Source organism: Marichromatium sp. AB32, from assembly GCF_003718675.1.
Classification (GTDB): Bacteria; Pseudomonadota; Gammaproteobacteria; order Chromatiales; family Chromatiaceae; genus Marichromatium; species Marichromatium gracile.
In genome coordinates this window covers 17,950-31,135 of the sequence record NZ_RHFJ01000027.1, presented here as the reverse complement: position 1 = coordinate 31,135, position 13,186 = coordinate 17,950, and the positions used below count along the sequence as shown (strand labels likewise).

Annotated in this window: 14 protein-coding genes; 10 read left to right on the top strand and 4 right to left on the bottom strand. The window is 69.2% G+C overall.

The genetic code is table 11. The features are described 5' to 3' along the window. The first annotated feature begins 230 nt into the window (after window positions 1-230). A complete protein-coding gene (locus tag EBL85_RS09895) occupies window positions 231-1,436 on the top strand; it encodes an ammonium transporter (RefSeq protein WP_123142831.1) in 1,206 nt (401 codons plus the stop codon). Here EBL85_RS09895 and EBL85_RS09890 read toward each other — a convergent pair. Together EBL85_RS09890 and EBL85_RS09885 are read right to left on the bottom strand one after the other, a co-directional pair. Further along, on the bottom strand, window positions 1,399-2,214 hold the full coding sequence (locus tag EBL85_RS09890) for a DUF3050 domain-containing protein (protein WP_123142821.1): 816 nt from the start codon (window positions 2,212-2,214) through the stop codon (window positions 1,399-1,401). The two genes, EBL85_RS09895 and EBL85_RS09890, sit on opposite strands and share 38 nt — an antisense overlap. A 96-nt stretch (window positions 2,215-2,310) precedes the next feature. Further along, window positions 2,311-3,054 carry a hypothetical protein gene (locus EBL85_RS09885; RefSeq protein WP_123142820.1) on the bottom strand — a complete coding sequence of 248 codons (744 nt, stop codon included), beginning with the start codon at window positions 3,052-3,054 and terminating at the stop codon, window positions 2,311-2,313. 89 nt (window positions 3,055-3,143) lie between these two features. Here EBL85_RS09885 and EBL85_RS09880 point away from each other — a divergent pair, with 89 nt between their 5' ends. The 7 genes from EBL85_RS09880 to rluB are packed head-to-tail and all read left to right on the top strand — an operon-like array spanning window position 3,144 to window position 8,941. Further along, the gene (locus EBL85_RS09880; RefSeq protein WP_190288066.1) at window positions 3,144-4,016 is read left to right on the top strand and encodes a PHP domain-containing protein; all 873 of its coding nucleotides are present in this window, start codon (window positions 3,144-3,146) and stop codon (window positions 4,014-4,016) included. 10 nt (window positions 4,017-4,026) lie between these two features. Continuing rightward, window positions 4,027-4,647, top strand: a complete 621-nt coding sequence (locus EBL85_RS09875) for an L-threonylcarbamoyladenylate synthase (RefSeq protein WP_123142818.1) — start codon at window positions 4,027-4,029, stop codon at window positions 4,645-4,647. Window positions 4,648-4,657: 10 nt separating this feature from the next. Continuing rightward, a complete protein-coding gene (locus EBL85_RS09870; protein ID WP_123142817.1) occupies window positions 4,658-5,329 on the top strand; it encodes a site-2 protease family protein in 672 nt (223 codons plus the stop codon). A 17-nt stretch (window positions 5,330-5,346) separates the two neighbouring features. Further along, complete coding sequence (locus EBL85_RS09865) at window positions 5,347-6,564, top strand: tryptophan--tRNA ligase (RefSeq protein WP_082806104.1); 1,218 nt, start codon at window positions 5,347-5,349, stop codon at window positions 6,562-6,564. 44 nt (window positions 6,565-6,608) lie between these two features. Then, entirely contained in the window at window positions 6,609-7,508 is a 900-nt protein-coding gene (locus EBL85_RS09860; protein ID WP_123142816.1) for a ScpA family protein, read from the top strand. Beyond that, window positions 7,489-8,121: an SMC-Scp complex subunit ScpB gene (scpB, locus tag EBL85_RS09855; RefSeq protein ID WP_123141059.1), complete on the top strand. Its 633-nt coding sequence runs from the start codon at window positions 7,489-7,491 to the stop codon at window positions 8,119-8,121. The genes EBL85_RS09860 and scpB overlap by 20 nt, the downstream gene beginning before the upstream one ends. Next, window positions 8,111-8,941, top strand: a complete 831-nt coding sequence (rluB, locus tag EBL85_RS09850) for a 23S rRNA pseudouridine(2605) synthase RluB (RefSeq protein ID WP_123141058.1) — start codon at window positions 8,111-8,113, stop codon at window positions 8,939-8,941. The genes scpB and rluB overlap by 11 nt, the downstream gene beginning before the upstream one ends. A gap of 9 nt (window positions 8,942-8,950) precedes the next feature. On the opposite strand, the gene EBL85_RS09845 is transcribed toward rluB, so the two are convergent. Together EBL85_RS09845 and EBL85_RS09840 are read right to left on the bottom strand one after the other, a co-directional pair. Further along, on the bottom strand, window positions 8,951-9,184 hold the full coding sequence (locus EBL85_RS09845; RefSeq protein WP_123141057.1) for a SlyX family protein: 234 nt from the start codon (window positions 9,182-9,184) through the stop codon (window positions 8,951-8,953). Beyond that, window positions 9,181-9,795 carry a hemolysin III family protein gene (locus tag EBL85_RS09840; RefSeq protein ID WP_123141056.1) on the bottom strand — a complete coding sequence of 205 codons (615 nt, stop codon included), beginning with the start codon at window positions 9,793-9,795 and terminating at the stop codon, window positions 9,181-9,183. Before EBL85_RS09840 ends, EBL85_RS09845 begins: the two co-directional genes overlap by 4 nt. 622 nt (window positions 9,796-10,417) lie before the next feature. Between EBL85_RS09840 and EBL85_RS09830 the strand changes: the two genes are divergently transcribed. Together EBL85_RS09830 and EBL85_RS09825 are read left to right on the top strand one after the other, a co-directional pair. Continuing rightward, on the top strand, window positions 10,418-11,650 hold the full coding sequence (locus tag EBL85_RS09830) for a YcjF family protein (RefSeq protein ID WP_123142815.1): 1,233 nt from the start codon (window positions 10,418-10,420) through the stop codon (window positions 11,648-11,650). Next, on the top strand, window positions 11,647-13,182 hold the full coding sequence (locus EBL85_RS09825) for a GTPase family protein (protein ID WP_123142814.1): 1,536 nt from the start codon (window positions 11,647-11,649) through the stop codon (window positions 13,180-13,182). Before EBL85_RS09830 ends, EBL85_RS09825 begins: the two co-directional genes overlap by 4 nt. The last annotated feature ends 4 nt before the right edge of the window (window positions 13,183-13,186 follow it).

Genomic DNA, 13,186 nt, shown 5'->3' with positions numbered 1-13,186 from the left:
AAACACGAATGCCCACTTAGAGTGCGAGGTTGGTCGCATTGCTCCATCATGGTGCGGTGTCGGTTGGTGCGCTGGCGGTTGATGGGACTGCCGCACCGCGAGGATGCGGGCTGTAATGGATTGGTGCATCAGCGGTTTGGCGTCCTCTCCGCGGGAGGTCGAAAGGGTGCTGGTCTGGATCGTGCTTAATGGCCCCCCGCTGAATTGATCCAAGGGGTTTCCTCGACATGATGCAGCCTTCCCAGGCGGGCACGGATGTGCTCTTTCTACTCGTCGGCGCCGTGATGGTGCTGGCCATGCACGCCGGCTTCGCCTTTCTCGAGGTCGGGACCGTCCGTGCCAAGAACCAGGTCAATGCGCTGGCCAAGATCATGGCCGATTTCGCGGTCTCGACCATCGCCTATTTCTTCATCGGCTACAGCCTCGCCTATGGCATCGACTTCTTCAGCGGCGCCGAGGCGTTGCAGGAGAAGAACGGCTACGAGCTGATGCGCTTCTTCTTCCTGTTGACCTTCGCTGCGGCGATCCCGGCGATCGTCTCCGGCGGCATCGCCGAGCGCGCCCGCTTCTATCCGCAGCTGCTCGCCTCCTTTCTCGTCGTCGGCTTGCTCTATCCGAGCTTCGAGGGCGTGGTCTGGAATGGTGCGTTCGGGGTGCAGGCGTGGCTCGAGACGCACCTCGGCGCGCCCTTCCACGACTTCGCCGGCTCCGTGGTGGTGCACGGTTTCGGCGGCTGGCTCGCCCTGGCTGCGGTGTTGCTGCTCGGGGCGCGTCAGGGGCGCTATCGTCGCGACGGCACCATGCTGGCGCACCCGCCGTCCTCGATCCCCTTCCTTTCGCTCGGCGCCTGGACCCTCACCGTCGGCTGGTTCGGCTTCAACGTGATGTCGGCGCAGAGCGTCGAGGCGGTGAGCGGGCTGGTGGCGGTCAACTCGCTGATGGCGATGGTCGGCGGCATCCTCGCGGCGCTGCTGGCCGGGCGCAAGGATCCGGGCTTTCTCCACAACGGGCCGCTCGCCGGGCTGGTGGCGGTGTGCGCGGGCTCCGACCTGATGCACCCGCTCGGCGCCCTGGCAACCGGCGCCGTGGCCGGGGCGATCTTCGTCTACACCTTCACCCTGGCGCAGAACCGCTGGCGCATCGACGATGTGCTCGGGGTGTGGCCGCTGCACGGGCTCTGCGGCCTCTGGGGCGGACTCGCGGCGGGGATCTTCGGTCTGCCGCTGCTCGGTGGCCTGGGCGGGGTGAGCCTCGCCTCACAGGCCATCGGCAGTCTCGCCGGGGCGCTGTTCGCCTTCGTCGGCGGCGCGCTGGTCTACGGTATGGCCAAGGGGCTGTTCGGCATCCGGCTGAGCGACGAGGAGGAGTATCTCGGCGCCGACCTCAGCATCCACCGCATCACCGCGCAGCCTGACTACAATCGCGGCGAGGTCTGAGCGGCGGTGTCGCGCCGAGCGCCTCGTAGACCCCGTCCCAGAGACGGATACGGGCGCACAGCGCCTCCTCGGCGGCGGTCTCGGCCTCCTCGATGCGGCGCGGGTCGTCATCGCACAGCACCTCGAGCAGGCGCATCGACAGCGGGCCGTGGAAGTCGCTGTCGAGTTCGATGTGGCGTTGCAGATAGGCGTGGAAGATCGGTGCCTGTTCCGGGGTGATCGCCATGTCCTCGAGCAATCGGCGGAACAGCATCGGGATCAGCGTCTCGCGGCCGTGGGCGAGGGCGGCGGCGGCCAGGTGCGGCTTGCCCTCGCGGATGAAGCCGAAGGTGGTCTCGGTGAAGTAGCGCGCCGGCAGCGGCACCAGCTCGGGGTCGTAGAGCAGCGCGTCGAGCGGCTCGCGGGCGAGTCGCTCGACGAAGCGACGGGCGGGCTCGGGGTCGGCGCCGACCTCGGTCATGGCGCGGCAATAGAGTTCGAAGTGGCTGGCATAGAGGGGCGCGGCGGCGGTGGATTCGAGGACGTCGGACTCCTCCTCGAGGACCAGCTGGTTGATGAAGTAGCGCAGCGCCGGGTCGCCCTGTGGCCGCCACGGCAGGTCGGTCGGGGCGAGCTGGCGCTGCAGGTACTTGATCAGCGACATGAAGTCCCACACCGAGTACACGTGGTGCTGCATGAAGGTGCGCAGCTGTCCGATGTCCTCGATGGCGGCATAGATGGGGTGCTGCTCGAGCTGCTGGCGCAGCGGACGGAGATGGTCGAGATCGGGTGATGCCATGCGCCTGTCCTCGTGATCGAATGATTCCTTGGGTCCCGAGACATCACTATAGGCGAGTGCGCGCGATCGGCTCGCGACGGTCGGCAGGGCAGGACGCTAGTGCAAGCGGGTCTCCTGGGCCCAGCGACTGTAGTAGGCCTGCATCAGCGCCCTGACCGGCTCGGGGTAGTCGTGCGTCTCCATCTGCTCCATGCCCTCGCGGAAGAACCCCGGCGCGAGCTCCGGGGCCAGCTCGATGAGCGCCTCGAAGGCCTCGTGCATCAGGGGCGGCTGCTGGGTGCGGGTGGCGACGATGGCGCGGTTGTAGAGCAGCACCCGCCAGGCGCGCGCGGCCTCGGGGCCGGCCGGGTCCTGGAGGCGCTCGGTGCCGATGCCGTCGAGGATCTCGGAGATCAGCCGGTGCAGGGCCACCAGTTCATCGGGGTCGGCGGTGGTGTTGGCCAGTCCGGCGGCGGCGTCGACCAGTGGTGCGGGGCGCAGCAGTTCGCCGCCGTGGCGCAGCACCCAGCAACTCAGTGGCAGCGCCAGGGTGCTGACGCGACGGGCCAGCGTCGGCAGTTGCAGTGCGCGGGCGATTGCGGCGAGCTCGGCGAGCAGGTCGAGCCCGTGAACGAGTCGCTGGGTGAGCGCGCGCTCGCGGGCGCAGAGACCGAATTCGCCGTCTCGCGCCGGCTCCAGCGCGGAGGTCTCGAGGGTGACGAGCAGCCGGTCGAGCGCCTCGAGCGGCACGTCGGGATCGTTCTCGGGCGGGTTGGTCGCGCGCTCGAAGGCGTCACGGATCTCGTCGCCGATCTCGGTGAGGCACTGGGCGATGCGGGACAGGTCGACCGGGGCTAGCATGCTGGGATGATCCTCGCGCGGATGAGTCGGGATGATGGTGTCGCCAAGCCGACGCCACCTCCGCGCCCGCCTTGCGGTAGACTAGCATGATGACCCCGATTCCCGATCTGCACACCCATTCGATCGCCTCCGATGGAACCCTGACCCCAGGCGCGTTGGTCGAGCGCGCGGTACGCGCCGGCCTGACGACCTTGGCGCTGACCGATCACGATACCACCGCCGGGGTCGGGGAGGCCGCCGCCGCGGCCGCCGGCCACGGGTTGACGCTGGTCCCCGGGGTCGAGGTCTCGGTCACCTGGAACGCCCGTACCATCCATGTGGTAGGGCTCAACGTCGACCCTGTCAACCCCGAGCTTGCAGAGGGGCTGGCGCGATTGCGCGCGTTTCGTGACTGGCGCGCCGAGGAGATCGGCCGGCGGCTGGCCAGGCACGGCATCCAGGGCGCCTACGAGGGCGCGCGGGCGTACGCCGGGGGCAACCTGATCGGGCGCACCCACTTCGCCCGTTTTCTCGTCGAGCAGCGTCTGGCCGCCGACACCGGAGACGTGTTCAAGCGCTTTCTCACCACCGGCAAGCCGGGGCACGTCGCCGGCGACTGGGCGAGCCTGGAGGCTGCGGTGGGCTGGATCCGCGCCGCCGGCGGTCAGGCGGTGATCGCCCACCCCGCGCGCTACCGGCTCACCCGCACCAAGCTGCTGCAGCTGATCGGCGAGTTCCGCGAGCACGGCGGTTGCGGTATCGAGGTGGTGACCAGCAGTCACAGCCGCGACGAGATCTTCACCTTCGCCCGTCATGCCCGCGAGCAACGCCTGCTGGCCTCGGCGGGTTCGGATTATCACGGTCCCGAGCAGCCCTGGCTGATGCTCGGGCGGTTGCCACCGCTGCCCGACGGGTGCATCCCGATCTGGCGTGATTGGTCGTCGTGCGCCGTCCCCGCCGGCGCCGCGCGCGCGACCTGTTAAGGACACAGAGATGGCGCAGTTCTTCCAGATTCATCCGGTCAACCCGCAACCGCGGCTGATCCGTCGCGCGGTGGAGATCCTGCTCGAGGGCGGGGTAATCGTCTATCCCACCGACTCCTCCTACGCGCTCGGCTGCCAGCTCGGCGAGAAGTCGGCGATGGAGCGCATCCGGCGCATCCGCCGACTCGACGACAAGCACAACTTCACCCTGGTCTGTCGCGATCTCTCCGAGATCACCACCTATGCCAAGATCGACAACCAGGCCTTCCGTCTGCTCAAGTCGCTGACCCCCGGACCCTATACCTTCATCCACCACGCCACCAAACAGGTGCCGCGCCGACTGCTCCATCCCAAACGCAAGGCGATCGGCATCCGCGTACCGGACAACGAGATCTGTCGCGCGCTGCTCGGCGAGCTCGATCAGCCGATCCTCAGCTCGACGCTGATCATGCCCGATGACGAGCACCCGCTGACCGACCCCTACGACATGCGCGAGCTGCTCGACAAGCATGTCGACCTGGTCATCGACGGCGATTTCTGCGGCCTCGAGCCGACCACGGTGATCGACATGACCGCCGAGCCCCCCGAGGTCGTGCGCCAGGGCAAGGGCGAAGCCGCGCCGCTGAACTGAGTCCGCGATCATGGAAACGCTCAATCATCTCCAGTGGCTGGCGGTGCTGGCCCTTCCGGTGCTGTTCGCGATCACCGTGCACGAGGCCGCCCACGGCTGGATGGCCAGCCGGCTCGGGGATCGCACGGCGTGGATGCTGGGGCGGGTGACCTTCAACCCGCTGCGCCACATCGACCCCATCGGCACCCTGCTGGTGCCGGCGCTCACCTTCGTGCTGGTCGGCTTCCTCTTCGGCTGGGCCAAGCCGGTGCCGGTGGTCTATCGCAACCTGCGCCGGCCGCGTCGCGACATGGCCCTGGTCGCGCTCGCCGGCCCCGGCGCCAACCTGTTGATGGCGCTGGGCTGGGGGCTGGTGATCGAGTTCGGGCTGTGGCTGGGGCCAGAGACGGCCTGGGCGGCGTTGCCGCTGGTCTACATGGGCGCGGCCGGGGTGCTGATCAATGTCTTCCTCATGGTGCTCAACCTGTTCCCGCTGTTACCCTTGGACGGTGGGCGTGTACTGAATGCGCTGCTGCCGCCGTCCCTGGCGCTGTGGTTTGCTCGACTCGAACCCTTTGGTCTGATCATCCTGCTGGTCCTCCTGGTCACCGGCGTGCTCGGCGCGATCCTGCTGCCACTGGTCGCCGACACCGTCGCCCTGCTACCGGGCGCGAGGGTCGTCATGGAACTGTTTTTCGTCTGACGCGAGGCCGTTAATCCTTGAATTCCGTCTCCGCACAACACTCGCGCGTCCTCTCCGGGATGCGCCCGACCGGCCGACTCCATCTCGGTCATTATCACGGCGTGCTCAAGAACTGGGTCGAACTCCAGCACGAGTACGATTGCTACTTCTTCATCGCCGACTGGCACGCGCTGACCACGGCCTACGAGGATCCCACCGCGATCCCGGCCAACATCTGGGAGATGGCGATCGACTGGCTGGCCGCCGGTGTCAATCCCGGCGCCGCGACCCTGTTCGTGCAGTCACGGGTGCCCGAGCACGCCGAGCTGCACCTGCTGCTGTCGATGATCACCCCGCTGGGCTGGCTCGAGCGGGTGCCGACCTACAAAGACCAGCAGGAGCGGCTCAAGGAACTCGACCTGGCCACCTACGGTTTCCTCGGCTACCCGCTGCTGCAGAGCGCCGACATCCTCATCTACAAGGCCGGCCAGATCCCGGTCGGTGAGGACCAGATCGCCCACGTCGAACTCACCCGTGAGGTGGCACGCCGCTTCAACCACATCTATGGTCGCGAGCCCGACTTCGAGGAGAAGGCCGAGGCGGCGCGGCGCAAGATGGGCAAGAAGAACGGCAAGCTGTTCGACAAGCTCCGCCGCGCCTATCAGGAGCAGGGTGATCAGGAGGCGCTGGAGGTGGCGCGCGCGCTGCTCGAGGGCCAGGCCAACATCACCATGGCCGATCGCGAGCGGCTGTTCGGCTATCTCGAGGGCGGTGGTCGCGAGATCCTCCCCGAGCCCCAGCCGCTGCTGACCAAGGCCTCGCGGATGCCCGGACTGGATGGCCAGAAGATGTCCAAGTCCTATGGCAACACCATCTCGCTGCGCGACCGTCCCGAAGAGGTCGAGAAGGCGATGCGCACCATGCCCACCGACCCGGCGCGGGTGCGCCGTACCGATCCGGGCGACCCGGAGAAGTGCCCGGTGTGGCAGTTCCACCAGGTCTATTCCGACCCGGCGGTGTGCGACTGGGTGCAGCAGGGCTGCCGTTCGGCCGGGATCGGTTGCCTCGAGTGCAAGCAGCCGGTCATCGATGCCGTCTGTGCCGAATTGAAGCCGATCCAGGCCCGTGCCGAGGAGTTCGCCGCCCAGCCCGAGCTGGTGCGCAGCATCCTCAACGAGGGCTGCGAGAAGGCCCGTGACGTCGCCCGCGAGACCCTCGAAGAGGTCCGTCACGCGATGTCGCTGGTGATGGTCTGAGCCGCCTCCGGTCACGCGCCGGCACGCACGTCGATCGGATGTCCATGGATCGAGCCGGGGAGGCCCGTGTGCGTACGGGCGACGCGTCCGCCCCGCTGCCCGCTGAGGGTGGCGGGGAGGCGGGCGCGCCTCTCGCCCTGATCCGGGGGACGCCGGTCTTGACGCTGCCGCAGGATCTCTACATCCCGCCCGATGCGCTGGAGGTCTTTCTCGAGACCTTCGAGGGACCGCTCGACCTGCTGCTCTATCTGATCAAGCGTCAGAACCTCGACATCCTCGACATCCCCATCGCCGACATCACCGCGCAGTACATGGAGTATGTCGAGCTGATGAGCGAGCTGCGCCTCGAGCTCGCCGCCGAGTATCTGCTGATGGCCGCGATGCTCGCCGAGATCAAGTCGCGCATGCTGCTGCCGCGCCCGGCAGCTGCCGAGGACGAGGAGAGCGATCTCGACCCGCGCGCCGAACTGGTGCGCCGGTTGCTCGAGTACGAGCGCTTCAAGCGCGCCGCGCAGACGATCGACGCCCTGCCGCGACTCGAACGCGACCTCTTCCCGGTCGCCGCCGAGCTGCCGCCGACCGAGATCCGTCGGCTGCCGCCGCCGGTCGAGCTCGACGAGCTGATCTGCGCGCTGCGCGCGGTGCTGGCGCGGGCCGATCTCTATGTCAGTCACCGGGTCGAGCGCGAGTCGCTGTCGCTGCGCGAGCGCATGTCGATGGTGCTCGAGCGGCTCGGTGGCGGCGGTTTCCGGCGCTTCACCGAGCTGTTCGACCTCACCGAGGGCCGCGCCGGCGCGGTGGTGACCTTCCTTGCGGTGCTCGAGCTGGTCAAGAGCGCGACCCTGGAGCTGGTCCAGCCCGAACCCTTCGCCCCGATCCACGTCCGGCTGCGCGACAGCGGCGCCGACGAGAGCCAGGAACACGATGACGCCACAGCGGCTTAAACAGATCGTCGAGGCGGCGCTGTTCGCCGCCGACGCCCCGGTGAGCAGCGAGCGGCTGCTGCAGCTGTTCGAGGACCACGAGCGCCCCGCGCGCGGGGTGCTCGATCGCGTCCTGGTCGAGCTTGCCGAGGACTATGCCGAGCGCGGCATCGCCCTGGTCGAGGTCGCCAGCGGCTGGCGCGTGCAGGTGCGCGCCGAACTCGCCCCCTGGGTCGGGCGGCTGTGGGAGGAGCGTGCGCCGCGTTACTCGCGCGCGCTGCTCGAGACCCTGGCGCTGATCGTCTATCGTCAGCCGATCACCCGGGGCGAGATCGAGGAGATCCGCGGCGTCTCGGTCAGCACCAACATCATCCGCACCCTGCTCGAGCGCGAGTGGGTGCGGGTGGTGGGGCATCGCGACGTCCCCGGTCGGCCGGCGCTCTATGCCACCACCCGACGCTTTCTCGACTACTTCGGGCTGCGCTCGCTCAACGAGCTGCCGCCCTTGGCCGAGATCCGCGAACCGGAGCTATTGTTCAACGAGGAGTTGGCGCTCGAGGCGCCGCCCCAACCCCATTCCACGTCCCAGGAGACCGCGCGTGCGGTCCCGGAGCAACACAACGATGAAGAATGACCGACGCCCGGGTCCTCGGGTGCCACAGGAAGAGCCGGTGCGGCTGCAGAAGCTGCTCGCCGAGGCCGGTCTCGGCTCGCGCCGCGAGATCGAGGGCTGGATCACTGCCGGGCGGGTACGCGTCAACGGCGAGCTGGCCACGCTCGGCGATCGCGCCACCCGCGCCGACCGTATCCGCGTCGACGGGCGCGACGTGCGGCTGCAACGTCAGCGCGACATCGAGCGCCAGGTGATCGTCTACCACAAGCCCGAGGGCGAGGTGGTCACCCGTCGCGACCCCGAGGAGCGCGCCACGGTGTTTCGCCGGCTGCCACGTCCCAAGCAGGGGCGCTGGATCGCCGTCGGGCGGCTCGACATCAACACCTCCGGGCTGATCCTGTTCACCACCGATGGCGAGCTGGCCAACCGGCTGATGCACCCCTCGCGCGAGCTCGAGCGCGAGTACGCGACGCGTATCCTCGGCGAGCCGAGCCCGGAGACGCTGGCCCAGCTCACCCAGGGCATCGAGCTCGAGGACGGTCCGGCGCGCTTCGACCATATCGAGTCGCGCGGCGGCAGCGGCGCCAACCGCTGGTATCACGTGGTGTTGCACGAGGGGCGCAACCGCGAGGTGCGGCGGCTGTGGGAGGCGGCGGGGTTGACCGTCAGCCGGTTGATCCGGGTGCGCTACGGCAACATCGAACTCGGTCGGCGGCTGTTCCCGGGGAACTGGCGACCGCTCGACGAGCAGGAACTCAACGGTCTGCTGACCCTCGTCGGCATGGCGCCGTCGCGCCCGCCGCGCCGCGGTCCGGGTGGCGGACCACGGCGTCGGGGCTGAACGCGCCGCTCAGTAGTGCGGCGGTGGCGGCTCGTCGGAGGGTGCGCCGCCCGTCTGATCATCGCGCGCGCTGAGCGCGGAGCTGATCCAGGCGCGGACCTTGGCGAGTTCCTCGCGCAACGCGTCGATCTCGGTCTGCTGACGGGTGACCACCGCGTTGAGCTGCTTGAGGTCGTCTTCCTGGTAGGTCAGGCGCAGCTGCAGCTCGGTGATGGCCTCGTCCTGGGGTGTGATCTCGGTCATAGGTAGAGCAGGATGGTGAAGTAGTGACTGATGCTGCCGGCGAGCACGAACAGGTGCCAGATGCCGTGGCACCAGGGGAAGCGATCGTCGAGGACGTAGAAGATCACGCCCACGGTATAGAAGAGCCCCCCGGCGAGCAGCCACCAGAAACCGGCCGCCGGTAGCGCCGCGATCAGCGGGTCGAGCGCGAACACCACCAGCCAGCCCATCGCCAGATAGATCAGGATCGGCAGCACCCGTGCGCCCTTGCGCGGCAGCGATTCGAGGATCATGCCGATCACCGCCAGCCCCCAGACCGCGCTGAACAGCCACCAACCGACGCTGCCCTGCAGTGCGAGCAGGGTGAAGGGCGTATAGGTCCCCGCGATCAGCAGATAGATCGCATGATGATCGAGCATGCGGAAGATCTGCTTGGCGCGTCCGCGCAGGCTGTGGTAGAGGGTCGAGAACAGATAGAGCAGGAACAGCGTGACCCCATAGATGGTCAGGCTCGAGATCCGTACCGCGCCGCCCTCGGTGCTGGCGAGGGTGATCATCACGGTGACCCCGATCAGGGCGAGCACCGCGCCCACCAGATGTGTGATGCTGTTGAAGCGTTCTCCTGCGTACACGATTCACCCTTAACTTTGGCGCTGATGACCTCGCGAGATGCGTGGTCGTTGCGATGAGACATGGTTCGACACCACCCCCGCGGCCGCGCCTGGACGTGGAGTGTGACGGGCCGAGGAGGGAGTGGCTGAGTGCGACTGCATTATTACACAGCCGGGCGCGGATGCCAGACCGTGCGGGCAGCCGCCAGCGGTTAGCTACCAGCCGCCAGCCGCCAGCCGCCAGCCGCCAGCCGCCAGCCGGGAGGGATTGAACCGCGAAGCCGCGAAGGACGCGAAGGGAAAGCTAACAGCGTCCAGCCGCCAGCCACCAGTGGGCGTTCTTCTTCCCGCCGTCGCCGCAGGACACCAGCCGCTGCCGCCATCATCCGCGCCAACCCTCCCCACTGGCGGCTGTCGGCTGGTGGCTGGTGGCTGGACGCTGAGCGCCACCAGCTTCCGTTGGGCGTTCTTCGACACCGCGCAACATCGAATCCCTTTGCGTCCTTCGCGCCTTCGCGGTTCAATCCCCCTGGTAGCTGGTAGCTGGTAGCTGGTAGCTGGTAGCTGGTAGCTGGTAGCTGGTAGCTGGTAGCTGGTAGCTGGTAGCTGGTAGCTGGTAGCTGGTAGCGGTAACGAGGTGGTCATGACCGAGTCATCGGATCAACAGGACGGCGAGGGCTGGCGCGCGCGCTGGCGGCGTGTGCGCGAGGTGCTGCTCGACCCCCGGGTCGACGAGGCGGCGCTCGAGCGCACCCTGGCCGCGGCGCGCGAGCGCCATCCACCGCCGGTGGTGTGGCTGGTGGGCAAGACCCAGTCGGGCAAGAGCTCGATCGTGCGCACGCTCACCGCGAGCAGCGCCGCCGAGGTCGGCGACGGCTTCCGTCCCTGCACCAGGACCGCGCGGCTCTACGACTTCCCCGCCGAGCTGCCGCTGGTGCGCTTCCTCGACACCCGCGGGCTCGGCGAGATCGACTACGACCCGGCCGAGGACATCCGCTTCTGCGAGTCGCAGTCGCATCTGCTGCTGGCGGTGATGAAGGTCGCCGATCCCGATCAGCAGGCGGTGCACGCGGTGTTGCGTGAGGTCCGTCGGCGCCACCCCGAGTGGCCGGTGGTGATCGCCCAGACCGGGTTGCACGAACTCTATGCGCGGGTCACCGATCCGCACCCGACACCCTATCGGTTCGACCACGACCCCTGGCCGATGGACCTGCCGAACGATCTGGTCCGGGCGCTGCGCGCCCAGCGCGACGCGCTCGGCGAGCTGCCGGGGACGGCCGAGGTGCGTTGGGTGGCGATCGATCTGACCCTGCCGGAGGACGGCTTCGCGCCACCGGACTACGGTATCGAGGCGCTGTGGTCGGCACTCGACGGGGTCTCCAGTCTGCGTCTGACCGAGCTGCTGCGGGCCGATCCCGAGGTGCGCGACCTGTTCGCGCGCAGCGCCCATCCGCACATCGTCGGCTATGCCCTGACCGCGGCCGGGGTCGGTGCGCTGCCGGCGGTCGACCTGGTCGGGGTGCCGGCGATCCAGGCCAAGCTGTTGCAGAGCCTCGCTGCGCTCTACGGCCAGCCTTGGTCGCGGCGCGAGATCAGCGAATTCCTCGGCCTGCTCGGCATCGGCGTGGGCGCGGCCTATGCCACTCATGTCGCCGGGCGCGCCCTGGTCAAGCTGGTGCCCGGGCTCGGCCAGACGCTCGGCGCGCTGTGGGGGGCGAGCGCGAGCGGCGCCACCACCTATGCCCTGGGCAAGGCCGCCGGGGCCTATTTCAACGATCGTCGTCACGGCGTCGAGACCCAGGCGCGGGCGCTGCGCGCGCGCTTCGCCGCCGAGCTCGAGCGCGGACGGGCGCTGGTCGGTCGGGGGCGGCGATGAATCCGCTGTTGCGCTGGGTGGGGCGCTGGCGCGCGCTGGCGCTGGCGTTCTGGGCGCTGCCGCCGCTGGCGTTGCTGCTCGCCGGTGGCTGGTGGCTCTATCAGCAGGGCATGGTGTTCTACTGGCTGCTCGGCGGGGCGCTCTGCGTGCTGCTCGGGCACGGGCTGATGCTGCTCGCGGCGCGGCGCGAGCGCGCCTGTCTGGACGCGGCCCACACCGGGCCCGACCCCGACTGGACCCCGGGCGGAGTCGACGCCTGGGCGGTGGTCGAGCAGCAGCTCGCCGAGCTGCGCCCGGAGGACTGGCCGCTGGGCGAGGGCATGCGTCTGGGGCTGCTCGGCCAGCAGACCCTGGAGCGGGTCGCCCGTCACTTCCACCCCGAGGTCGAGCAGCCGCTGCTCGAGCTGACCCTGCCGCATGCCCTGTTGGTGATCGAGCGCGCCAGCCACGACCTGCGTCTCAGCGTGACCGAGCAGATCCCCTTCAGCCACACCCTCACCCTCGGCATGCTGGCGCGGCTCTATCGCTGGAAGGGCTTCGCCGAGCGTCTCTACGGGCTCTATCGCGCCGGGCGCTGGGTGGCCAGTCCGACCAGCGCGTTGCTCGCCGAGGCGCTGTCGCGGCTACGCAGCCGCGGCTATGCGCTGGCGCGCGACGAGCTCTATGCCTGGGTGCTGCGCGAGTACGTGCGCAAGGTCGGTTATTACGCCATCGCCCTCTACAGCGGTCGGCTCTCGCTCGACGAGACGCCGGGTGCGGCGCCGCCGCGCCTCGATGAATCGGCGCGCGACCTCGACCGGTCCGAGCGCGAGTCCGAGGCCGACGAGCCGCTGCGCATCCTGGTGCTCGGGCGCGCCAACGCCGGCAAGTCGAGCCTGATCAATGCGCTCTTCGGCAGCCTGCGTCTGGCCACCGACGCCTTGCCCGGCACCACCCGGGAGCCGACCCCGCTGCGTCTCGAACGCGACGGTCTGGCGCTGGGGTTGGTGCTCGACACCCCGGGGCTGGAGCAGCTCGACGACGCGGCGCTGCACGCCGCGGCCGACACCGCCGACATGCTGCTGTGGGTGAGCCCGGCGCACCGCCCCGATCGCGCCACCGAACGCGCGCGACTCGATGCCCTGCGCGCCCATCTCGCCGCGCGTCCCGAGCGTCCGGCGCCGCCGCTGCTGCTGGTGCTCTCGCACATCGATCGGTTGCGCCCGGTGCGCGAGTGGGCGCCGCCTTATGATCTCAACAGCGCCGCTCGTCCCAAGGCGGCCAACATCCGCGCCGCGCTCGAGCACGCGAGCACCGATCTCGCCGTGCCGCTGCCCGATGCCGTCCCGGTGGCGCTGCTGCCCGAGACGGCCTACAACGTCGATGACGCACTGTGGTCGGCCCTGCTCGGGCGGCTCGATCGCGCCAGCCGCGCGCGGCTGCTGCGGGTGCGCGGCGCGCGCCAGGGCGGGGAGGATTGGCGCCTGCTGCGCCGCCAGCTCGCCAACGCCGGGCGCATCCTGTTGCGCTGGCCGGGTGGCGGGCGCGACTGAGCCG